Raw genomic sequence first — 19,981 nt, forward strand, 5'->3', positions numbered from 1 at the left:
CGAAATCGTAGTGTGGAAAGCTCGGCGCGTGCGGGCGATGCGGAGGAGCGTGCGATGACGTTCAACGAGGGCATGCAGATCGACACCAGTACGACGTCGAGCCGCGGCGGCCACGGCCGGGGCATCGCGGTCGGCGGCGGTATCGGCGGTCTGCTCATCGTGGTCGTCGCGCTGTTCCTGGGGGTCGATCCCGGCACCGTGCTGCCCCAGCAGCAGGAACTGGGCACCCAGGGGGTGGACACGCCCGGGTTCGACCTGAGCCAGTGCCGGACCGGCGCGGATGCCAACGAGTTCGTGCAGTGCCGCGTCGTGGCCACCGGCAATTCCCTGGACGGGGTGTGGTCGGAACTGATGCCCGGTTACACCCGTCCCAAGGTCGAGATCTTCACCGGTCAGACGAACACCGGCTGCGGAGGAGCCACCAGCGACGTGGGTCCGTTCTACTGCCCGGTGGATCAGACCGCGTATTTCGACGTCGGGTTCTTCGATGTCCTACGGGACCGATTCGGTTCCAGCGGAGGACCGTTCGCGCAAGAGTACGTCGTCGCCCACGAGTTCGGACACCATGTGCAGAATCTGCAGGGCGTGCTCGGGCGGGCACAGCAGGATCCCGAGGGCGCCTCGGGCGGGGGGGTACGCACCGAACTGCAGGCCGACTGCTACGCGGGGATCTGGGCGCATTATGCGGCGGTCACCAAGCAGGCCAGCACCGGTGTGCCGTTTCTCGAACCCCTTACCGACCAACAGATCTCCGACGCGCTGTCCGCCGCGGCCGCGGTGGGCGACGACCGTATCCAGCAGGCCGCCACGGGCCGGGTCAACCCCGAGTCCTGGACCCACGGATCGTCCGAACAACGCCAGAAGTGGTTCACCGTCGGTTACCAGACCGGTGACGTGGCCAAGTGCGACACCTTCGCCACCAACGACCTTGGTTAGGCCCCCGACGGCGGTCGACGCGGTCGCCGAACGCTACCTGGACACCCTGGTCGGCCTCGATCCCTGCACGGCAACCGAACTCGGGATCAGCGGCGGCGCCGTCAACTACGACGAGGACATCACCGACTACTCCCCCGACGGGGTGGCCGCCCGGGCCGAGGCGGCCCGGACCGCGCTCAAGGAGCTGGACTCCGTGGAGGCCGTCGACGCCACCGATGCGGTCACCGCCGCCGCCATGCGTGAGCGTCTGGGGGTACTGCTCGACATCCACGACGCCGGCCTGGACATCGGCGAACTCAACGTGATCGCCTCACCGCTGCAGACCATGCGCGACGTGTTCGACCTGATGGCCACCGACACCTCCGACGACTGGGCGGTGATCGACCGGCGGCTGGCCAGGCTGCCGCACCGGCTCCCCGGTTATGCCGAGGCGCTGCGCGTCGCGGCCGCGGGAGCGCACCCGCCGGCGATCCGCCAGGTGCGCCGCGGCGTCGAGCAGGCCGGCCAGATCGCCGAACTGCTCGTCGACATGGTGGCCGGTGCGGGCGCGGCCGGACCGGCGTTGCGGGCTGATCTGGAGCGCCACGCCGCCGCGGCCGCCGACGCCTACCGCGACCTGGCGACGGTGCTCGCCGATGAGGTGGCCCCGCGCGCCCGTGTCCGTGACGCGGTCGGCGCGGATGTCTACCGCCTGATGTCGCGGTCGTTCCTGGGCACCGACATCGACCTCGACGAAACCTACGCATGGGGCCTCGATCAACTCGAATCGATTGTCGCCGAACAGAACACCGTGGCCGCCCGGTTGTACCCCGGGGCCTCGGTCGCCGAGACCATCCGCCGCCTCGACGACGAGCCGCGCTATCAGGTGCACGGCACGGACGCGCTGCAACACTGGATGCAGGATCTGTCCGACCGTGCCGTCGACGCTCTGGCCGGCACCCACTTCGACATCGCCGATCCACTGCGGCACCTCGAATGCCGGATCGCGCCGACGCAGACCGGCGGCATCTACTACACCGGCCCGTCGGAGGATCTGACCCGCCCGGGCCGGATGTGGTGGTCGGTGCCGCCGGGCAAGGAGGTCTTCCACACCTGGCAGGAGACCACCACGGTGTTCCACGAGGGTGTGCCCGGCCACCATCTGCAGATCGGGCGGGCCGTGGTGCTCGCCGGTGAACTCAACCGCTGGCGCCGGCTGGGCTGTTGGGTGTCCGGCCACGGTGAGGGCTGGGCGCTTTATGCCGAACGCCTGATGGCCGAGTTGGGATGGCTCGACGACGACGGCACCCGCATGGGCATGCTCGACGCTCAGCGGTTCCGGGCCGCGCGGGTGGCCATCGACATCGGGGTGCACTGTGAACTCGCCGCACCCGGGGGTGGCCGCTGGGACGCCGATCGAGCATGGGACTTCCTGCGCGGGCACTGTGCGCAGTCGGAGAAAACGCTGCGCTTCGAACTCGACCGCTATCTCGGCTGGCCCGGGCAGGCTCCGTCCTATGCTGTGGGACAACGGATCTGGCAGCAACTGCGTGACACCGTGCTGGCCGGCAGCGTACCGCTCAAAGAATTTCACCGCCGCGCGTTGGACCTCGGCGGCTTGCCGCTCGACGTGCTGCGCTCGGCTCTCCTCGACAGACCCCATTGACCACGTTGAACACATATCGCTAATGTGTTCAAGTGCGCGCCGCCCCTGACCGCCCGGTCTCGCCGGCGCTGCTGGCCGCGACCACCACGATTCTGCGGCGGATGGGGCCCCGTCAGTTCAGTCTGACGGCGGTCGCCGAGGCCGCCGGGGTGTCGCGGGGCACCGTGCACAACGCACTCGGCAGCCGCGACAACGCTATTCGCACCGCTCTGGACCATCTGGCCTCGGCGTTCATCGAGACGATGGCGGCCGAGATGAGCCGCCAGAGCACCCTGGCCGGCCAGGTCGCGGCCGCGGCGGTGGTGGTCTGCGCCCACCGGCAGCGGTCTGATTCGGTGTCGCCGCGCGGCATCAACGAGAGCATCCTGGTTCTCTTGCTGCGCAACGTCGGTGATGACCTGATGGCTCGGTCGCTCGACCAGTGGCGCCCGCTGGTACGCGCCGCGCAGGCCCGCGGCGAGGTCCGCGCCGAGGTGGACCCGGACCGCGCGGGCGAGTGGATCGTCCGGTTGTTGCTCAGTTTCGAGGTGCTGCCGCCGATGGGCGTCGACCTCGACAACCCGCATGCCGTCGGCAGATTCGTCGCCGATCACATCGTCGCAGGACTCTCCAGGCCGGCATGACTGAACCCGACCACGAAGTGGCCATCATCGGCGCCGGCCCCGGCGGCATCGCCGCGGCACATCTGCTGCGCGAGCGCGGGATCACCGATCTGGTCATCATCGAACGCGGCGGCGACTTCGGCGGCACCTGGCGCGACAATCACTATCCCGGTCTGGCCGTCGATATCCCGACGCTCTGGTACCAGCTGTCGTTCGCCGTGAACCCCGACTGGAGCAGGCTGTTCGCTCCCGGTCCGGAGATCCACGCATATCTGCGTGACACCGCCGAGCGACTCGGCCTCTATCGCCACCTGCGACCGCACTGCGAGGTGACGCGTCAGCAATGGGACGACGACGCGGGGTTCTGGCGCCTGTCCTTCAAGGACGGCGCGAGCGTCACCGCTCGCTTCCCGATCAGTTCGGTGGGCGGATACGTCAACGCCAAACCGCGGGTGGACATCCCCGGCATCGACGACTTCGAAGGCACCGTCCTTCGACCCAACGCCTGGGACGACGACTACGACCCCAGCGGCAAGCGGGTGGCCGTCATCGGGACCGGCTCGAGCGGTGTGCAGATCGCCGCCGCCCTGTCCGGTGTGGCCGCCGAACTCGAGATCTACCAACGCACCCCGGCCTGGGTGCTCCCCAAGATCGACTTCGACATCCCCGCGGCGATGCGCCGGATCCTGCGCGTGCCGGGTGTGGTGGCCGCGGTCAACGTGGCCGGCCGCACCGCGATGGACGCATTCATGATCGCACCGATCGTCCACCTGTTGTCCCGCCTGCCCGACCGGGTACTGGTGCGCGTGATGCCCCTCTACGACGCGTACTGCCGCGCGCTGTACCGGCTGCTGCTACGCGTCGTGGTCCGCGATCCCGCGACCCGGCGGGCATTGGTCCCGCGGTACGGCATCCTGGCCAAACGACCGGTCATCTCGAGTGCATTCCTGCCCGCCCTCAACGATCCGCACACCCATCTGGTCACCACCCCGATCGAACGCATCACCGCGGCGGGGGTGCGTACCGTCGACGGGGTCGAGCATCCGGCGGATCTGCTGGTGACCGCCACCGGTTACGAACTGTGGACCGACCCGGAGACCTACCGGACCGGAACCGTCCTGGGCACAGCGGCGTTCGATCTCGCCGAGTTCTACCGCGAGCAGGGCTTGAGCGCCTATGCCGGCACCTCGCACCCTCGGCTGCCCAACCGCTGGGAGATCGTCGGACCGCTGGGTTTCGTGGGCTTCGCGTGGCCCGACTTCGTCGAGACCATGGCCGCCCACGCGGTGCGGGTGATCGACGAGTCCAGGCGGCGCGGCCGCCCCGTGGTGACCGTGAGCCGGGACGCCTTCGACCGGTGGAATCGGCGGATGCGCCGCGCCGGCCGGGTGGCCCATCCCATCACCGGTGCAAGACGTTTCGCGCGCCGCTCACCACTGTCGGACTATGTGTTCGCGAGCCGACCCGCCACCGTGGCCCCGATCCCCGAGGAGCGCAGCGCATGACCGAACACGAATTGCCGCTGGCCGGCCGGGTCGCCTACGTCACCGGTGCGGCTCGCGGCCAGGGCCGGTCGCACTGTGTGCGACTGGCCCGCGCGGGCGCCGACATCGTCGCGATCGACGCGTGCGCACCGGTCAGCGAAGCCAACGGCTACCCGCCGGCCGACCCGTCGGATCTGGCCGAGACCGTGGCACTGGTCGAAGGCGAGGGTCGCAAGATCATCGCCGAACCCGTCGACGTCCGCGACGCCGACGGGCAGGCGCGGGTGGTCGCCGAGGCGGTCGCACAGTTCGGCCGCCTCGACATCGTCGTCGCGAACGCCGGCGTGCTGAACTGGGGCCGGCTGTGGGAGATCACCCCGCAGCAGTGGCAGGACACCCTCGAGGTGAACCTCACCGGCGTGTGGAACACCATCCGCGCGGTCGTCCCGCCGATGATCGCCACCGGTAACGGTGGCTCGATCATCACCATCAGCTCCGCGGCCGGCATCAAGGCGGTACCGGGCTGCGGGCATTACTGCGCCAGCAAGTTCGGTGTGGTGGGTCTGACCAATTCGCTGGCCGTCGAGCTCGGTGAGTTCGGTATCCGGGTCAACTCGGTGCACCCCTACGGCACCGACACCCCGATGGGCAACGACACGTCGATGTACCAGATCTTCGCCGATCACCAGACCTACATCCACAGCTTCTCCCCCGGCGCGTTGCCCACCGATTCGCTGGCCGCGCCGGACCTGGTGTCCGACATCGTGGTGTGGCTGGCCGGCGATGCCTCGTCGCTGATCACCGCTGCGCAGATCCCCGCCGACAAGGGCTACCTCAAGATCTGAGCGCTAACGGGGCAGTCAGAGGCGGGACTGCTCGTCGATGGTCGTATCGCTGGTGCGCAGCGGGCGGATCAAACCGTCCTGGGTGAACGATGCGATCAGCTGCCCTTCCTCGGTGTGCACCGTCCCGCGTACATAGGACATCCCCGCACCGACCTGGGTGCTCTCGTGACCGTAGAGCAGCCAGCCGTTCCAGCGCACCGGCTCGTGGAAGCTGACGGTGACGGTCATCGGAGCGGTCGACACCGTCAGATGCGCCTGCGCGGTACCGATGCCCTCGTGCGCGCGCATCGTCGTCGAAATGCCAAGGTGGCCGGTGAAATACGCGATCAGCGCCTTGGCGAGATCGTCACGCTGCGGGACCGGGTCGTAGTGCACCCAGGCATGGATCTCCGGTGGGCCCACCTCGTCGGGACTGTTGACGTCGACGATGTCGACCAGTCGCACCTGCCGGCCGGTCATCGCCATCCCCGCGTCGTTCGCCTCGGCGGGCGCGGCCACCTGCGGACGCGGCAGATGGTGACGGATGACGTCGGCGGACGGCACGTCGGTGAAGACGGTGACGGTGATGCAGCGCTTGCCGTTCTGTGCGGCGGTGACCACCGCGGTGGCCGTCGACCGGCCCTCGGCGACGACGTCGACCGCGAGATCGACCGGCGGTCCGGCGAGTACGGCCCGGGCGAACACCGCATGCACCGAACGCACCGACTTGCCCTCGAACCGCTTGGCCACGGCGACAATGGCCTGCGCCAGGACCTGCGTTCCTTCCACCACCTGGCGTTCGTCGGCGGCCGCCGGCCCCGAGTCGGCGGTGTAGTGGTCATCGCCCACCGGCCGGGCGTCGAACAGGTCGAGCAGGGTGGCCACCGTCCACTGCGTCTGTTCCGATGTCTGAGTCGAATCGGTCATCTCGCGAGCCCTTCTGTGTGGTTGCGTCCCCAGAGAAGCTACATAGCCTTCTGCCAAAGCGGTAACGTCATTCTCAGCGCGAGGGAAGGTGCCCACACATGGCGAAGCCCGATGGACGCACGCCGGACACCGCGACCGACAGCGGCGAGACCCGCCCGCAGCGCTTCATGCGGTCCGCGCTGGACATCCTCGGCGAGACCGGACGGACCGACTTCACGGTGCTCGAGGTGGTCGAGCGGTCCAAGACGTCGCTTCGCTCCTTTTATCAACATTTCTCCACCAAGGACGAACTGTTGCTCGCCCTGATCGACCGGATCATGTCCGAGTCGACGATGCGCTGGCGCGCCGCCACCGACGACCAGCCCAGCCGGACGGCGCTGCGAACGCTGATCGACCGGATCTGCGTGCCCGCCGGCTCGAAAGCCCAGGGTCGGTTGAACCGCGGCCTGACGTTCTACAACGACCACCTCGCCGAGACCCTGCCGCGGGATTACGCCAGGGTGCTGGCACCGCTGCACGCCCTGATCAGCGACATCATCCGGCGCGGCATCGACGAGCAGGCATTCCGGGCTGACATCGACCCGCAGACCTGCGCCGCGCTGATCATGCAGACCGCTCTGGGCGCCGCGCGGCTGCGGGTATTGGGAGCCGAGCTCACCGGCCACCCGGTCGAGGCCGAGCACATCTTCACCTTCTGCGTGCGCAGCCTCGAACAGCCCACGCCGTCGTGAGTGGTAATGTCATTACCGCATAGCGCGAACGTCATTCCAGGAGGCGGATATGTCCCTATACGAGCCCTCGCATCCCGGTTTGCCTGCGACATGACCACCGCCACCCCGGAACAGCTGCTGTTCGCCTCCACTGCGGCCACCTTCCTCGAGAAGCAGGCGTCGCTGAGTCACGTGCGGGAACTGCACGCCCGCGACGCCGCATTCGCCCCCGAATGGTGGCAGCGCGCCGCCGAACTGGGCTGGGCCAGCCTGTTGGTGCCCGAAGACCTCGGCGGCGGCAGCGTATCCGGTAACGGGGTGGCCGATCTGGCGATGATCGCCGAACACGCCGGCCGTACGGTGGCGCCCGGGCCGCTGCACCCGGTCAGTGTCGTGCTCGCCGGGCTGGTCGAGGCGCCCGACGGTCACCAGGACACGATCGACGCGCTGGTGGCCGGCGACCTCATCGCCTCGTGGGCGGTGTACGAACCGACCCGGCCGTTCACTCCGACATCCGCTCGGACGACGGCCACCCGCACCGACGACGGCTATCGCATCGACGGCGTGAAGGACCGGGTCGAGGCCGGCGCCGAGAGCGGGGCGGTGCTGGTGGTCGCCGAATCGGACGGCGAGCTCCGGCAGTTCCTGGTGCCGACCGCTGCGCCTGGGGTGACGGTTACCGCGCAGAAGTCCGTTGACCTGGTGAAACGTTATGCGCGCGTGCAGTTCGACGGCGTGCAGATCGGTGCATCCGCCGCCGTGGGGACCGCCGGGCAGACCCCGGCAATCATCGAACGACAGCGTCAGATCGCGCTGGTGCTGCAGTGTGCCGAGATCGTCGGGATCCTCGACGCCGTGTTGACGATGACCAATCGGTGGCTCGCCGACCGCCACAGCTTCGGCCGGCCGCTGGCGTCCTATCAGGCTCTCAAACACCGGGCCGCCGACATGAAGATGTGGTTCGAAGCCGCGCGCGGCACAACCTCGGGTGCGGTGCGCGCGGTGGCGGAACGCGCGCCGGACGCCGAACTACTCGTCAGTGTCGCGAAAGCTTATGTCGCCGAACGCGCCCCGGTGATGCTGCAGGATTGCGTGCAGCTGCACGGCGGGATCGGCGTCACCTGGGAGCACGACCTGCACCTGTACCTGCGCCGGGTGGCGCTCTACCGGGCCCTGTTCGGGTCACCGGAGGAGCACCACCGCGCTGTCTACCGGCTGAGCGCCGCGGAGGTTCCGGCATGACCGACACCATGACGCCCACGCAGACCGCCGAATCGGTTCAGGACTTCGCCGCCCGGGCCCGGGCCTGGCTCGCCGAGAACATGCCGCCCATCGACCCGGATCACCCGCCGTTCTCGGTGCGCGCCGATCAGGCCTCGTGGGACCGGGCCCAGGAACTCCAGAAGCGTTTGTACAGGGGCGGTTTCGCCGGCATCTGTTTCCCCCGCGAATACGGCGGGCTGGGATTGGACTACGCCTACCAGAAGGCGTTCAACGCCGAATGCCGCTGCTATGAGATGCCGTTGATCCTCAACGTGCCCACGTTCACGATCTGCGCAGCCACCCTCCTGGACATGGGCACCGCGAACCAGAAGCGCGACCGGATCTCCGCGGCCGTGCGCGGCGACGAGGTGCTGTGTCAATTGCTGTCCGAGCCCAGCGGCGGCTCCGACCTGGCCGGCGTGATCACCCGGGCGGACAAACGCGGTGACACCTGGATCATCAACGGTGCCAAGACCTGGAGCACCAGCGCCTTCGCCGCGGATTACGGGCTGCTGCTGGCCCGCACCGACTGGAGCGTGCCCAAGCACGAGGGTCTGACGATGTTCCTCGTTCCGCTGAAGTCCCCCGGCATCACGATGCGGCGGATCAAGGAGGTCAACGGCAACGAGGAGTTCTGCGAGGAATTCTTCGACGGCCTCGAACTCGGTGACGACGCCGTGGTGGGCGAGGTCAACAAGGGCTGGGAGGTCGCGACGCGCCAGCTCTTCCACGAGCGCCGGGCCGTCGGCGGCGGATCGGAGTTCGCCAGCGGCACCGCCGCCGAGAACGCCAGCGAGATGCCGCCCGACCACGTCGGTCTGGCCGCGGCGACCGGACAGGGTGACGACCCCCGCATCCAGGACCTCGCGGGCCGCGCGTTCGTCCGGCGGATCGTCAAGGACCAGCTCGTCGACCACGTGTTCCGCGGTATCGGCGACGGCTCACTGCCGCCGAATGCGGGCACGCTGATCCGGCTGTTCCACGCCGAGACCACCGAGCTGGAGGTGGATACCGCGCTGGCCATCGCCGGCACCGCCGGTGTCATCGACGAAGGCGGTGCCGATGCCCCGGAACTGTCCGGGCTGCTCGACATCGGTGTGCGTTACCTGTCGCGCCAGACCGGCTCGCTCGGCGGTGGCAGCTCCGAGATGGCGCGCAACGTGATCGGTGAGCGCATCCTGGGCTTCCCGCGGGAGTTGGCCGCCGACAAGGGGGTTCCGTTCAACCAGGTCAAGCGCAACAGCAGCTGAGCACTCTCAGAACAGCGTCAGCTCCGGGGGGCGGGGCGCGGCGAGCGGCGCCACCGATGCCGCCGCCGCAGGCGTCGCGATCCGCGGCGAACCCACCAGACCGTGTCTGGCCAGCAGCGGCGCGGCACGACGTGCCAGCATCTCGCGATAGTCCGCGGGCAGATACGCACTGCGCCGGTAGAGCGTTTGATAGTCGGCGACCAGATCCGGGCGCGAACGCGACAGCCAGGACATGAACCATCCGCGCGTCGCACCGCGCAGGTGCAGCCCGAAGACCGTCGCACTGCCCGCCCCCGCCGCAGCGATTCGGCCGAGCAGATCATCGAGATGCTCCGTCGAATCGGTCAGCCGAGGCAGCACCGGAGCCACCATCACATGGCACTGCAGGCCGGCCTCGCAGATGGCCCGGATCAGCGCCAGCCGCGCCTGCGGCGACGGCGTGCCGGGCTCGAGGTCCTGATGCAGTTCCGGATCGCCCACCGCCAGCGACACCGCGACACTGACCCGGACCGTGCCCGCGGCATCGCCGATCAGCGGCAGATCACGCCGCAGCAGCGTCCCTTTGGTCAGGATCGAGAAGGGGGTCCCCGAATCGGCCAGTGCGGCAACGATTCCCGGCATCAGCGCGTACCTGCCCTCGGCGCGCTGGTAGGGGTCGGTGTTGGTGCCCAGCGCGACGGTGTCACGCCGCCAGGACGGTCTGCGCAGTTCCCGCCGCAACACCTCGGCGACATTCGTCTTCACCACCACCTGGGTGTCGAAGTCGTCACCGACGTCGAGGTCGAGATATTCGTGGGTGGGCCGGGCGAAACAGTACCGGCAGGCATGTGAGCAACCGCGGTATCCGTTGACCGTGTACTGGAAGGGCAGCATGGCGGCGTTGGGCACCCGGTTGAGTGCCGACTTGCACAGCACCTCGTGGAAGGTCATGCCCTCGAACTGCGGCGTCCGCACGCTGCGGACGAACCCGATGCGCTGCAGCCCTGGCAGCGCGCCGTCATCGACGTCGACAGCTTGATTGGCCCAGCGCATGCCTTCATTCGAACGCACGTTCGACCGTGTGTCAAGATCCGCCGTGCCGGCATGTTAGCCTTGGGGCAGAATGCATGCTCGCATTCACGTGAATGGAAAGAAATCAGCAATATGGCACAGGGAACTGTGAAATGGTTCAACAGCGAGAAGGGCTTCGGCTTCATCGCTCCCGACGGCGGCTCTGAGGACGTTTTCGTCCATTACTCGGAGATCCAGGGCGGCGGATTCCGCACCCTCGAAGACAATCAGCGCGTCGAGTTCGAGATCGGCCAGGGCGCCAAAGGTCCGCAGGCCACCTCGGTCACCGCGATCTGACAGACCTCACACGAACGTGGGCCGCCGGTTTTCCGGCGGCCCACTTCTGTATCTGTCTGATGTCAGCGCTGTTTCGGCGGATTCCCATCAGAGAATTCCGGGTTCTCCACCGGCACAGACGAATGCGGGGCGGCACCGGTCTCCACGGTGGGATGCGAGAAAAGCGGATCGTGATTCATGGGGTATCCCTAACGACGAATCTCGGAAAATGCGGCCGGTTGCTCGGCCACGCAACACCGCAGCCACACCACGTGGCGCCACGGCTCAACCCCCACCCTACGCGCGCACGCGCCGGCCCATCACCGGGGTCGCCCACCAGGGTCGCTCACCAGGGTCGCAGCGAGCACTGGACACCACTGCCCCCCTGCTGTGACGTCACCACCTGACCGTCGACCGAGATCTCGCATCGAAACTCCGGATTCACCCGCAGCCCGCCGCTCGCGCTGACGAACGCCCACTGGTTCGCATCGACGAGCGTGGTCTCGATCGTCCACGGCGCCGCCGGTCCCACCAGCACCCGCGCCGCCGGCATGTACTGCGGCGAATTGGCCTCGGCCTGGCTCGGCGGATCGGCGGTGACGTAATAGATGTTGGCCATCACCTCACTGGTGGTGGTGATCGTGTACCGCACCGTGTGTGCCGCCGGATCCGCGGTGGCCGCCGCCTGGCTGAGCGCCAGCGCGGCCAAAGCCGTCAGGACCGCCGTCGCGGTCCGGGTCGTCGATGTGCCCATGCTCAGCACATCGGCGCCGCGCCGAGCCGCGTTACCACCCTCGGGCCCTGGTGCTTTCCCGCTGAACGATCCCTCGACACCGGGTGTACGACGGGTTAACCCGTTCGTCACATCCAGACATTTCACAGAAACACCGGCGCTCTAACGTCCCGATTCGACACCGCGACGGTGTCTTCCCTTCTGCGCGTGGGCCGAACGATCGGCGTACCGCGCGACCGGACACGACGAGAGGCTCTCCATGCGAACATCGCGGCGCAGCGCGTTCAAGAAGTCGGCCCTGGCCACCACCGGCATCGTCCTGACCGCAGGTCTGGTGCTCTCCGGCTGTGGTAGCCGGGCCGGTGACACCGAAGGCACCGCCGCATCGTCGTGCGTGGACACCTCCGGACCCACCGTCAAGGTGGGATCGCTGAACTCGCTGTCGGGCACGATGGCGATCTCGGAGGTCACCGTGCGCGACTCCATCAAGCTGGCGGTCGACGAGATCAACGCCGCCGGCGGGGTGATGGGCAAGCAGATCCAGCTGATCGGCGAAGACGGCGCGTCGGAGCCGACGGTGTTCGCCGAGAAGGCCGAGAAGCTGATCAGCAGTGATTGCGTCGCAGCGGTTTTCGGCGGCTGGACGTCGTCGAGCCGCAAGGCCATGCTCCCGGTCTTCGAAAGCGCCAACTCGCTGCTCTACTACCCCGTGCAGTATGAGGGGCTCGAAGCGTCGAAGAACATCTTCTACACCGGGGCCACCACCAACCAGCAGATCGTGCCCGCGCTGGACTATCTGAAGGAGCGCGGGGTCAAATCGCTCTACCTGGTGGGCAGTGACTACGTGTTCCCGCAGACCGCCAACCGCATCATCAAGGCCTACGCTGCGGCCAACGGCATCGAGATCAAGGGCGAGGACTACACCCCGCTCGGCTCGACCGACTTCTCCACCATCGTCAACAAGGTGCGCGGCGCGGATGCCGACGCTGTGTTCAACACCCTCAACGGCGATTCGAACGTGGCGTTCTTCCGTGAATACCGCAACGTCGGCCTGACCCCACAGGACATGCCGGTGGTCTCGGTGTCGATCGCCGAAGAGGAGGTCGGCGGTATCGGCGTCCAGAACATCACCGGCCAGTTGACCGCGTGGAACTACTACCAGACCATCGACACGCCGGTGAACAATGCGTTCGTCGCGGCCTACAAGAAGGCCTACGGCGCGAACAAGCCCACCTCCGACCCGATGGAAGCCGCCTACGTGTCGGTGTACCTGTGGAAGAACACCGTCGAGAAGGCGAAGTCGTTCGACGTCAAGGCGATCCAGGACAATGCCGGCGGCGTCACGTTCGACGCGCCCGAGGGACTGGTCACCATCGACGGGGAGAACCACCACATCACCAAGACCGCGCGCATCGGCGAGATCCGACCCGACGGGCTGATCTACACGATCTGGGAGTCTCCCGGTCCGATCGAGCCGGATCCGTATCTGAAGTCCTACCCGTGGGCCGCCGGTCTCTCGAGCTGAGCACCGGCGCATGGATATCCTGATCGGCCAGCTGGCAACGGGATTGAGCCTCGGCTCGATCCTGTTGCTGGCGGCGCTCGGGCTCTCGCTGACCTTCGGGCAGATGGGCGTCATCAACATGGCCCACGGCGAGTTCATCATGGCCGGCTGTTACACCGCCTACGTCATCCAGCAGATCGTGTCGAGCGCCGGTGCGTCGCTGCTGATCTCACTGGCCGTCGGATTCGTCGTCGGTGGCGCGATGGGTGCCCTGCTCGAGGTGACGCTGATCCAGCGTATGTACCACCGGCCGCTGGACACGCTGTTGGTCACCTTTGGCGTCGGTCTGATCCTGCAGCAGATCGCCCGCGACATCTTCGGTGCGCCGGCGGTGAACGTGGTTGCGCCGTCGTGGCTCTCGGGCGGTGTCGAGATCTTCGGCGCGGTGGTTCCCCGAACGCGCATCTTCATCCTGGTGCTGGCGGTGGCGTGCGTCGCGGTGCTGGCCACCGTGCTCAAGACCAGCCCCATGGGCCGGCGCATCCGCGCGGTGGTGCAGAACCGCGACCTCGCCGAAACCAGCGGAATCTCCTCTCGCAAAACCGACATCACCACCTTCTTCATCGGTTCGGGCCTGGCGGCGGTGGCCGGGGTGGCGCTGACACTGATCGGGTCGACCAGCCCGACCACCGGTCAGAGCTTCCTGATCGACGCATTCCTGGTGGTGGTGGTGGGCGGCCTGGGCCAGATCAAGGGCACCGTGATCGCCGCCCTGGCACTGGGCTTCCTCAACTCGTTCATCGAATACAACACCACCGCATCGCTGGCCAAGGTCATCGTCTTCGTGATCATCGTGATCTTCCTGCAGGTCCGTCCGCAGGGCCTGTTCACCGTGCGGACAAGGAGTCTCGTGTGAGAACCCGATTGGGACGCTGGCAGACCTGGGCCGGCTTCGGGGTGGCGGCCGTACTGCTCTTCGCGGTCGCCCCCGCGGTGCTGTCCGATTTTCGGCTCGGTCTGCTGGCCAAATTCCTGTGCTTCGCCATCGTCGCCGCCGGCATCGGGCTGGCGTGGGGCCGCGGCGGAATGCTGGTACTCGGCCAGGGCGTTTTCTTCGGCCTCGGCGGTTACATGATGGGCATGCACCTCAAGATCGCCGATGCGCAGATACGCGGCGGCGGCGTGCCCGATTTCATGCAGATCGCCGGCGTGCGTGAACTGCCCGCCTACTGGGCGCCGTTCGCCTCGCCCGCCTTCACGGTGCTGGCCATCCTCGTCGTTCCCACCGGCATCGCGGCGGCGTTGGGCTTCGGGGTGTTCAAACGTCGGGTCAAGGGCGCGTACTTCGCGATCCTGTCCCAGGCGCTCGCCGCGGCGCTGGCCATCCTGCTGGTCGGTCAGACCGGCCTCGGCGGCAGCAACGGGCTGACCAACTTCCGCACGTTCTTCGGCTTCGCGCTCAACGATCCGGTCAACAAGCAGATGCTCTACTTCATCGCGGCGGCCGTGCTCCTCGTCGTGGTGGCGGTCGTGCGCCAGTTGATGCACAGCCGCTACGGCGAACTGCTGGTGGCGGTGCGCGACGGTGAGGAGCGGGTGCGCTTCCTCGGCTACGACCCGGCCAACATCAAGGTCGTCGCCTATACGGCGGCCGCGCTGTTCGCCGGCATCGCCGGTGCCCTGTTCGCGCCGATCGTCGGGTTCATGGCGCCGTCCCAGGTGGGCATCCTGCCCTCGATCGCCTTCCTGATCGGCGTCGCCATCGGCGGCCGCACCACGCTGCTGGGTCCGGTGCTGGGCGCCATCGGCGTCGCGTGGGCCCAGACGCTGTTCTCCGAACGATTCCCGTCGGAGTGGATCTATGCCCAGGGTCTGATGTTCATCATCGTGGTCGGCTTCTTCCCCGCGGGCCTGGCCGGGCTCGGCGTGCTGCTCAAACGGCGGCGCCGCAAGACCACCAAGCCCGACACCGCGGTGACCGAGCCCGACGAGCAGCCCGAGACAGTGGGAGCAGCCACATGACCGCCGCCACTGACCGTGACCCGGTGGTCGGCGGCAACGCCGGGATGGGCGCTCAGTATCTGCAGGTGCGGGGACTCACGGTCGACTTCGACGGCTTCAAGGCGGTCAGCGACGTCGATCTCACCCTGTTCCAGGGCGATCTGCGCTTCCTCATCGGCCCGAACGGCGCGGGCAAGACCACCGTCATCGACGCCATCACCGGACTGGTCAAGGCCACCGGATCGGTGAACAAGTCCGGCGCCGAACTGCTCGGCAAGAAGGTGCACCAGATCGCCAAACTCGGTGTGGGACGGACATTCCAGACCGCGAGCGTCTTCGAACAGCTGACCGTGCTGCAGAATCTCGACATCGCCGCCGGTGCACACCGGTCGCCCTGGAGTCTGCTGCGCCGCCGGCACGGAGTGCTGCCCGCCATCGAGGAGGCGCTCGAGACGATCGGACTCAGCGGGCTGGTCGACCAGCCCGCCGGGGTTCTGGCCCACGGCCAGAAGCAATGGTTGGAGATCGGCATGCTGCTGGTGCAGAACGCCGACGTCCTGCTGCTCGACGAACCGGTCGCCGGCATGAGCACCGAGGAACGCGAAGAGACCGGAAACCTCCTGCGCCGCATCGGCGGGGAACGCACCGTGGTCGTGGTCGAACACGACATGGATTTCATGCGGGCGTTCGCGACGTCGGTGACGGTGCTGGCCCGCGGCCAGGTCATCGCCGAGGGTTCGGTGGCCGAGGTGCAGGCCAACCCGAAGGTTCAGGAGGTCTATCTCGGTACCGCCGCCGCGGGCGCCGACGGAATCCAGGAGGGTTCGTAGATGCTGCAGCTCGTCGACGTCCGCACCGGCTACGGCCGTTCGGAGGTCATCCACGGCGCGGACATCGAGGTGCCCCGCGACGGGGTGGCCGCGGTGATGGGCCACAACGGCGCCGGGAAGACCACCCTGCTGCGCGCAGCGGTCGGACTGCTCAAGTGCACACGCGGCAAGGTGCTCTTCGACGGTGAGGACATCACCCGGTTGCGGCCCAGCGCCAGGGTGGCCCGCGGTCTGGCCTACGTGCCCCAGGGCCAGCAGTCGTTCGGCCAACTGACCACCGCGGAGAACCTGCAGGTGGTCGCCGACGGCCGGAAGAACGGCCGTCGGCTCATCGACGAACAGCTCGACCTCTTCCCCGCGCTCAAGGAGCTGCTCCCCCGCCGCGCCGGACTCCTCTCCGGCGGCCAGCGTCAGCAACTTGCCATCGCACGCGCGCTGATCACCGGCCCGAGATGCCTGATCCTCGACGAACCCACCGAAGGCATCCAGCCGTCGGTGGTGGCCGAGATCGAGGCGGCCATCACCGCGCTGACGGCCCGCGGCGATCTGGGGGTGCTCCTGGTAGAACAACACATCGGGTTCGCCCTGGAGTCGTCGCAGCGCTACTACATTCTGGAGGCGGGCCGGATCACCCACAGCGGTACCGGAGGCTCGGCGTCCGAAGCCGACGTGCGTGCCGCCATGACCATCTGACCGAACTGTCTGGCCGGATCTCACCGCGGGCCTCTAGCGTGACAGGCCATGAGCACCACCTCTGCGGACCGCAGCCACCGCCTGCGCTCGGTGAAGATCGCCGCGGTACTGCGCATCGGTGTGATCGTGTTTCTGGCCTATGCGGCGTTCATCGGTACCCGGTCGGTCGAGTGGGGATGGCAGGCGGTGCTGCTGGGCGGCTACGCTCTTGCCGCTGGGTGGGCGGTGACCGTCGCCGTGCGCGCACCGAGATCGCCCGCGGCGGTTGGTCGCTCGCCGTTCCTGCTGCCGACCTTGGACGTCGCCGCCATCTTCGGTATCCAGCTGATCTCGACCGGCGCCTACATCCCGCTGCTGATGACGGCGATGGCGCCGCTCATGGTGGCATTGGAGGTGTCCAGCCGTCGGGCCGCGGCACTGCTGGCGTTCTCGGTCGCCGCCTTCGCCGCGGTGATCGTCGAAGATCAGACCATCCGCCCCCAACTCGGCTGGGATGAGGCGCTGTTCCTGGTCGCGATATACGCATTCCTCTGCTGCACAACATATTTGCTGGTGCACGTCCAGGTGTTGCAGGTGGCCGACATCGCCGCACTCAGCGCATCGCGGGAAGCGCTGCTCGTCGACATCATGACCGCATCCGATGCGCAGCGCCGCCAGATCTCCGAGACGCTGCACGACGGCCCGCTGCAGGAAGTCCTCGCGGCGCGCCAGCAGATCCGCCAGCTGGCCAAGCGCTCACCCAGCGAGGAGGCCGGCTACGCCGACGCCAGCCTGCGCACCGCCGCGGAGCAGTTGCGCGAGACCACGTTCGAGCTCCATCCCGCCGTCCTCGAGCAGGCCGGACTCGGGGTGGCCGTCGAGCGGCTCGCGTCGTTCACCGCGGCCCGCGCCGGGATCGAGATCACCGCGTCCGTCGACCATCCGCAGGCGGGCCCCAGCGACGCCATCGTGTTCGCCGCGGCACGCGAACTACTGGCCAACGTCACGCGGCACGCACAGGCGACGCGGGCGTCGGTGACCCTGACCGACGACGGCCACGTGACCCAGCTTGACGTCGCCGACGACGGGGTCGGCATCGACGCGCAGGCGCCGGCGCGCCGGCTCGCCGAGGGGCACATCGGGCTGGCCTCTCAGCGGGCGAGGATCGAGGCGGCCGGCGGCACCTTCATCGTCGTGCCCGAACCGGTCGGCACCCACGTCCGCATCCGCCTACCGCGGCGCGGCTGACGGTCACTCCAGCAGTCCGCGACGCATCGCCTCGGCGACCGCGGCGCCGCGATCCGAGACGCCCAGCTTCTCGTAGAGCTTCTGCACGTGGGTCTTCACCGTGCTCGCCGCGAGGTGCAGATCGGCGGCGATCTGCGGCACCGACCGGCCCTTGGCGATCATCTGGATCACCTCCAGCTCGCGCGGGGTCAACTGGAGTTCGTCCCGGCGGGCCTGCGCACGCACCTGCGACGCCAGGCCGATCGCCAGCCCCGGGGGCAGATAGCCTTTGCCCGCGGCGCAACTGACCACGGCGGCGACGATCTCGTCCGGATCGGCCTCCTTGGTAAGGTAGCCGCTCGCCCCGGCCGAGAGGGCCTTGTGCACCAGCGAGCTGTCGTCGAAGGCACTCAGCAGCACCACGTGCGTCGGCAGCCCGTCGCGCAGCACGGCATGGGCGACCTGCGGACCGTCCAGCTCGGGCATGCGGAAGTCGATGAGCGCGACCGCGGGCCGCAGTTCCCGGATGGCCTCGAGGGCAGCCCGGCCGTCGCCGACATCGGCGAGGACGTCGACGCGACCGCTGGCAGCCAACACCCGCACCACCCCCTGCCGGAAGACGGGATGGTCGTCGGCGACGACGACCTCGATCCGCTCGGAGCGCTGGGTCACGCCCGCCATTGTCTCCCGTCCCGCTCCCACGGTCGCCCGCACCATCCCCCGATCGGTGGATGCAGAATCCACCGGTAAACCATCCGATCGCCCGATATGGTTCGGCCCCAGGCATTTCTACGGTCAGAACATGACCGCTCAGCTGACCTGCGACCAGGTTGCGCCCGCCCGCTTCGGCCGGCTCATGGCCCATGCGACCTGCTACGTCGCCGGCACCCGGCTGAGCAACGTCTCGGTCGTCCTGCCGTTCATCTGTGTCCAGCGCGGACTGGGCTGGCTGGCCGCCCTGCTCTACCCCGCGTTCAGCATCGGCACCGCGGCCGGCAATTCGCTCTCGCCGTTTCTGCTGCACTGGTCGCGCCGGCACCGGCACGTCGTGGTGGCCGCGGCGGTGTCGGCGATGGCCACGCTGGTGGCATTCGATGCCGTCGTCACCGCCAGCGGGGCCGGGCGCTGGCTCACCGCGGGCGCATTCCTCCTCACCGCGTGCGCGCTGGGCGTCGGGTCCGGGGTGACGAATGTGGCGTTCACCGACGTCGCCTCGAGCCGGCTGACCGCCGAGCGGCGCGGTGACCTGCTGCTGGGTCAGAGCGCCGCCGGGTCGGTGGTCGCCACGATCGTCACGTTGCTGGCGATTCCGGCGATCGCGCACGGCGACGCGATGGCCAAGAACGTCGACCTGCTCTGGCTGGGCGCGGCTGGTCTGGTCGCCGCCGGGGTCGCCGCGCTGTTCATCGGCCCGGTGCGCCTGCCGTCGGAGCCGGTGCGGCGTACGTTGCCCGACACCCTGCGCGACGGGCTGCGCGCGGCCCGGTCCCACACCTGGTACCGCCGCTACGCGGGCACCCAGGTGGTGTTCGTTCCGGTGGCGCTGGGCAACACCTTCTACTGCCTGCGCTCGGCGCACGGGCACGACAAACTGCCGATCCTGGTGGTGGTGTCCAGCGTTGCGCTGGTGGTGGGTTCGGTGCTGTGGCGGCGCGTTCACCGGGCCTTCGGCGTGCGGGGCATGCTCGTGGGCAGCGCGACGATGAGCACGGTGGCCGCGGTGGCGTGCCTGGCCGCCGAGACGGCGGGCATGTGGTCCTCGCCTTGGGTGCTCGCCGCGGTGTTCCTGCTGGTGACCGTCGCGAACCAGGCGGTGTACGCGGCGTCGATCACCTGGGTGGGGGCCTTCGCGCTCAGCGGTGACCGGGCGGCCCTGATCGGTCTGGGCGCCGCGCTCGTCGCCCTGACCTCCTGTGTCGCCGGAGCCGTGGTCGGCGAGATCGCCGAACTGTTCACGCAGCGGTGGCCGGTGGCGGTGATGGCGGTGCTGAGTGCGGTGGCCGTCGCCGTCGCCGCCGGAGCGCCCGGCCGCGGGCAGGCCTGAGCG

Annotated in this window: 20 protein-coding genes; 16 read left to right on the forward strand and 4 right to left on the reverse strand. The window is 68.4% G+C overall.

The window, feature by feature from the left end; translation table 11 throughout:
- The first annotated feature begins 54 nt into the window (after positions 1–54).
- Genes ypfJ through ACN27E_RS07065 form a run of 5 tightly spaced genes read left to right on the forward strand, consistent with a single transcriptional unit; the run spans position 55 to position 5,512 of the window.
- Positions 55–936, forward strand: coding sequence for a KPN_02809 family neutral zinc metallopeptidase (gene ypfJ / locus ACN27E_RS07045; protein WP_422747737.1), 882 nt, complete (start codon positions 55–57; stop codon positions 934–936).
- The gene (locus ACN27E_RS07050; RefSeq protein ID WP_422747739.1) at positions 929–2,581 is read left to right on the forward strand and encodes a DUF885 domain-containing protein; all 1,653 of its coding nucleotides are present in this window, start codon (positions 929–931) and stop codon (positions 2,579–2,581) included. The genes ypfJ and ACN27E_RS07050 overlap by 8 nt, the downstream gene beginning before the upstream one ends.
- A gap of 32 nt (positions 2,582–2,613) precedes the next feature.
- Positions 2,614–3,204 carry a TetR/AcrR family transcriptional regulator gene (locus ACN27E_RS07055; RefSeq protein ID WP_422747741.1) on the forward strand — a complete coding sequence of 197 codons (591 nt, stop codon included), beginning with the start codon at positions 2,614–2,616 and terminating at the stop codon, positions 3,202–3,204.
- A complete protein-coding gene (locus tag ACN27E_RS07060; RefSeq protein WP_422747743.1) occupies positions 3,201–4,688 on the forward strand; it encodes a flavin-containing monooxygenase in 1,488 nt (495 codons plus the stop codon). Before ACN27E_RS07055 ends, ACN27E_RS07060 begins: the two co-directional genes overlap by 4 nt.
- Complete coding sequence (locus ACN27E_RS07065) at positions 4,685–5,512, forward strand: mycofactocin-coupled SDR family oxidoreductase (protein WP_422747745.1); 828 nt, start codon at positions 4,685–4,687, stop codon at positions 5,510–5,512. Before ACN27E_RS07060 ends, ACN27E_RS07065 begins: the two co-directional genes overlap by 4 nt.
- A 15-nt stretch (positions 5,513–5,527) precedes the next feature.
- Here the strand turns inward: ACN27E_RS07065 and ACN27E_RS07070 are convergent, their stop codons facing one another.
- On the reverse strand, positions 5,528–6,418 hold the full coding sequence (locus tag ACN27E_RS07070; protein ID WP_422747747.1) for an acyl-CoA thioesterase: 891 nt from the start codon (positions 6,416–6,418) through the stop codon (positions 5,528–5,530).
- A 98-nt stretch (positions 6,419–6,516) separates the two neighbouring features.
- On the opposite strand from ACN27E_RS07070, the gene ACN27E_RS07075 reads away from it, so the two are divergent.
- The 3 genes from ACN27E_RS07075 to ACN27E_RS07085 all read left to right on the forward strand — a co-directional run bounded on the left by ACN27E_RS07075 (position 6,517) and on the right by ACN27E_RS07085 (position 9,641).
- A complete protein-coding gene (locus tag ACN27E_RS07075; protein WP_422747749.1) occupies positions 6,517–7,149 on the forward strand; it encodes a TetR/AcrR family transcriptional regulator in 633 nt (210 codons plus the stop codon).
- A 90-nt stretch (positions 7,150–7,239) separates the two neighbouring features.
- Entirely contained in the window at positions 7,240–8,370 is a 1,131-nt protein-coding gene (locus tag ACN27E_RS07080; RefSeq protein WP_422747751.1) for an acyl-CoA dehydrogenase family protein, read from the forward strand.
- Positions 8,367–9,641: an acyl-CoA dehydrogenase family protein gene (locus tag ACN27E_RS07085; RefSeq protein ID WP_422747753.1), complete on the forward strand. Its 1,275-nt coding sequence runs from the start codon at positions 8,367–8,369 to the stop codon at positions 9,639–9,641. The genes ACN27E_RS07080 and ACN27E_RS07085 overlap by 4 nt, the downstream gene beginning before the upstream one ends.
- A gap of 6 nt (positions 9,642–9,647) precedes the next feature.
- On the opposite strand, the gene ACN27E_RS07090 is transcribed toward ACN27E_RS07085, so the two are convergent.
- The gene (locus tag ACN27E_RS07090; protein WP_422749690.1) at positions 9,648–10,673 is read right to left on the reverse strand and encodes an Rv2578c family radical SAM protein; all 1,026 of its coding nucleotides are present in this window, start codon (positions 10,671–10,673) and stop codon (positions 9,648–9,650) included.
- 111 nt (positions 10,674–10,784) lie between these two features.
- Between ACN27E_RS07090 and ACN27E_RS07095 the strand changes: the two genes are divergently transcribed.
- Positions 10,785–10,988, forward strand: a complete 204-nt coding sequence (locus ACN27E_RS07095) for a cold-shock protein (RefSeq protein WP_422747755.1) — start codon at positions 10,785–10,787, stop codon at positions 10,986–10,988.
- Between the two features lie 325 nt (positions 10,989–11,313).
- Here ACN27E_RS07095 and ACN27E_RS07100 read toward each other — a convergent pair whose 3' ends face one another.
- Positions 11,314–11,721 (reverse strand): hypothetical protein, encoded by a 408-nt coding sequence (locus tag ACN27E_RS07100; protein WP_422747756.1) that lies wholly within the window; start codon positions 11,719–11,721, stop codon positions 11,314–11,316.
- Between the two features lie 238 nt (positions 11,722–11,959).
- On the opposite strand from ACN27E_RS07100, the gene urtA reads away from it, so the two are divergent.
- From urtA to ACN27E_RS07130, 6 genes are read left to right on the forward strand one after another with little or no spacing between them, the layout of a single operon-like run.
- Positions 11,960–13,225 carry an urea ABC transporter substrate-binding protein gene (urtA, locus tag ACN27E_RS07105; RefSeq protein WP_422747757.1) on the forward strand — a complete coding sequence of 422 codons (1,266 nt, stop codon included), beginning with the start codon at positions 11,960–11,962 and terminating at the stop codon, positions 13,223–13,225.
- A 10-nt stretch (positions 13,226–13,235) separates the two neighbouring features.
- Positions 13,236–14,120, forward strand: coding sequence for an urea ABC transporter permease subunit UrtB (gene urtB, locus ACN27E_RS07110; protein ID WP_422747759.1), 885 nt, complete (start codon positions 13,236–13,238; stop codon positions 14,118–14,120).
- Positions 14,117–15,226 (forward strand): urea ABC transporter permease subunit UrtC, encoded by a 1,110-nt coding sequence (gene urtC, locus ACN27E_RS07115; RefSeq protein ID WP_422747760.1) that lies wholly within the window; start codon positions 14,117–14,119, stop codon positions 15,224–15,226. The genes urtB and urtC overlap by 4 nt, the downstream gene beginning before the upstream one ends.
- Entirely contained in the window at positions 15,223–16,035 is an 813-nt protein-coding gene (gene urtD, locus ACN27E_RS07120; RefSeq protein ID WP_422747761.1) for an urea ABC transporter ATP-binding protein UrtD, read from the forward strand. Before urtC ends, urtD begins: the two co-directional genes overlap by 4 nt.
- On the forward strand, positions 16,036–16,728 hold the full coding sequence (gene urtE / locus ACN27E_RS07125; protein WP_422747763.1) for an urea ABC transporter ATP-binding subunit UrtE: 693 nt from the start codon (positions 16,036–16,038) through the stop codon (positions 16,726–16,728).
- A gap of 48 nt (positions 16,729–16,776) precedes the next feature.
- On the forward strand, positions 16,777–17,955 hold the full coding sequence (locus ACN27E_RS07130) for a sensor histidine kinase (protein ID WP_422747765.1): 1,179 nt from the start codon (positions 16,777–16,779) through the stop codon (positions 17,953–17,955).
- 3 nt (positions 17,956–17,958) lie between these two features.
- Here ACN27E_RS07130 and ACN27E_RS07135 read toward each other — a convergent pair whose 3' ends face one another.
- Positions 17,959–18,606, reverse strand: a complete 648-nt coding sequence (locus tag ACN27E_RS07135) for a response regulator (protein WP_422747766.1) — start codon at positions 18,604–18,606, stop codon at positions 17,959–17,961.
- Between the two features lie 130 nt (positions 18,607–18,736).
- Here ACN27E_RS07135 and ACN27E_RS07140 point away from each other — a divergent pair, with 130 nt between their 5' ends.
- A complete protein-coding gene (locus tag ACN27E_RS07140) occupies positions 18,737–19,978 on the forward strand; it encodes an MFS transporter (RefSeq protein ID WP_422747768.1) in 1,242 nt (413 codons plus the stop codon).
- The last annotated feature ends 3 nt before the right edge of the window (positions 19,979–19,981 follow it).

Source organism: Mycobacterium sp. WMMD1722 (assembly GCF_049315205.1).
Lineage (GTDB): Bacteria > Actinomycetota > Actinomycetes > Mycobacteriales > Mycobacteriaceae > Mycobacterium.

Bases quoted from the DNA above. Each gene is read 5' to 3' on its own strand.
- ypfJ (WP_422747737.1), top strand. From the start codon at position 55: ATGACGTTCAACGAGGGCATGCAGATCGACACCAGTACGACGTCGAGC.
- ACN27E_RS07080 (WP_422747751.1), top strand. From the start codon at position 7,240: ATGACCACCGCCACCCCGGAACAGCTGCTGTTCGCCTCCACTGCGGCC.
- ACN27E_RS07100 (WP_422747756.1), bottom strand. From the start codon at position 11,721: ATGGGCACATCGACGACCCGGACCGCGACGGCGGTCCTGACGGCTTTG.
- ACN27E_RS07075 (WP_422747749.1), top strand. From the start codon at position 6,517: ATGGCGAAGCCCGATGGACGCACGCCGGACACCGCGACCGACAGCGGC.
- ACN27E_RS07060 (WP_422747743.1), top strand. From the start codon at position 3,201: ATGACTGAACCCGACCACGAAGTGGCCATCATCGGCGCCGGCCCCGGC.
- urtE (WP_422747763.1), top strand. From the start codon at position 16,036: ATGCTGCAGCTCGTCGACGTCCGCACCGGCTACGGCCGTTCGGAGGTC.
- ACN27E_RS07140 (WP_422747768.1), top strand. From the start codon at position 18,737: ATGACCGCTCAGCTGACCTGCGACCAGGTTGCGCCCGCCCGCTTCGGC.
- urtA (WP_422747757.1), top strand. From the start codon at position 11,960: ATGCGAACATCGCGGCGCAGCGCGTTCAAGAAGTCGGCCCTGGCCACC.
- ACN27E_RS07095 (WP_422747755.1), top strand. From the start codon at position 10,785: ATGGCACAGGGAACTGTGAAATGGTTCAACAGCGAGAAGGGCTTCGGC.
- urtD (WP_422747761.1), top strand. From the start codon at position 15,223: ATGACCGCCGCCACTGACCGTGACCCGGTGGTCGGCGGCAACGCCGGG.
- ACN27E_RS07065 (WP_422747745.1), top strand. From the start codon at position 4,685: ATGACCGAACACGAATTGCCGCTGGCCGGCCGGGTCGCCTACGTCACC.
- urtB (WP_422747759.1), top strand. From the start codon at position 13,236: ATGGATATCCTGATCGGCCAGCTGGCAACGGGATTGAGCCTCGGCTCG.
- ACN27E_RS07130 (WP_422747765.1), top strand. From the start codon at position 16,777: ATGAGCACCACCTCTGCGGACCGCAGCCACCGCCTGCGCTCGGTGAAG.
- ACN27E_RS07085 (WP_422747753.1), top strand. From the start codon at position 8,367: ATGACCGACACCATGACGCCCACGCAGACCGCCGAATCGGTTCAGGAC.
- ACN27E_RS07090 (WP_422749690.1), bottom strand. From the start codon at position 10,673: ATGCGCTGGGCCAATCAAGCTGTCGACGTCGATGACGGCGCGCTGCCA.
- ACN27E_RS07070 (WP_422747747.1), bottom strand. From the start codon at position 6,418: ATGACCGATTCGACTCAGACATCGGAACAGACGCAGTGGACGGTGGCC.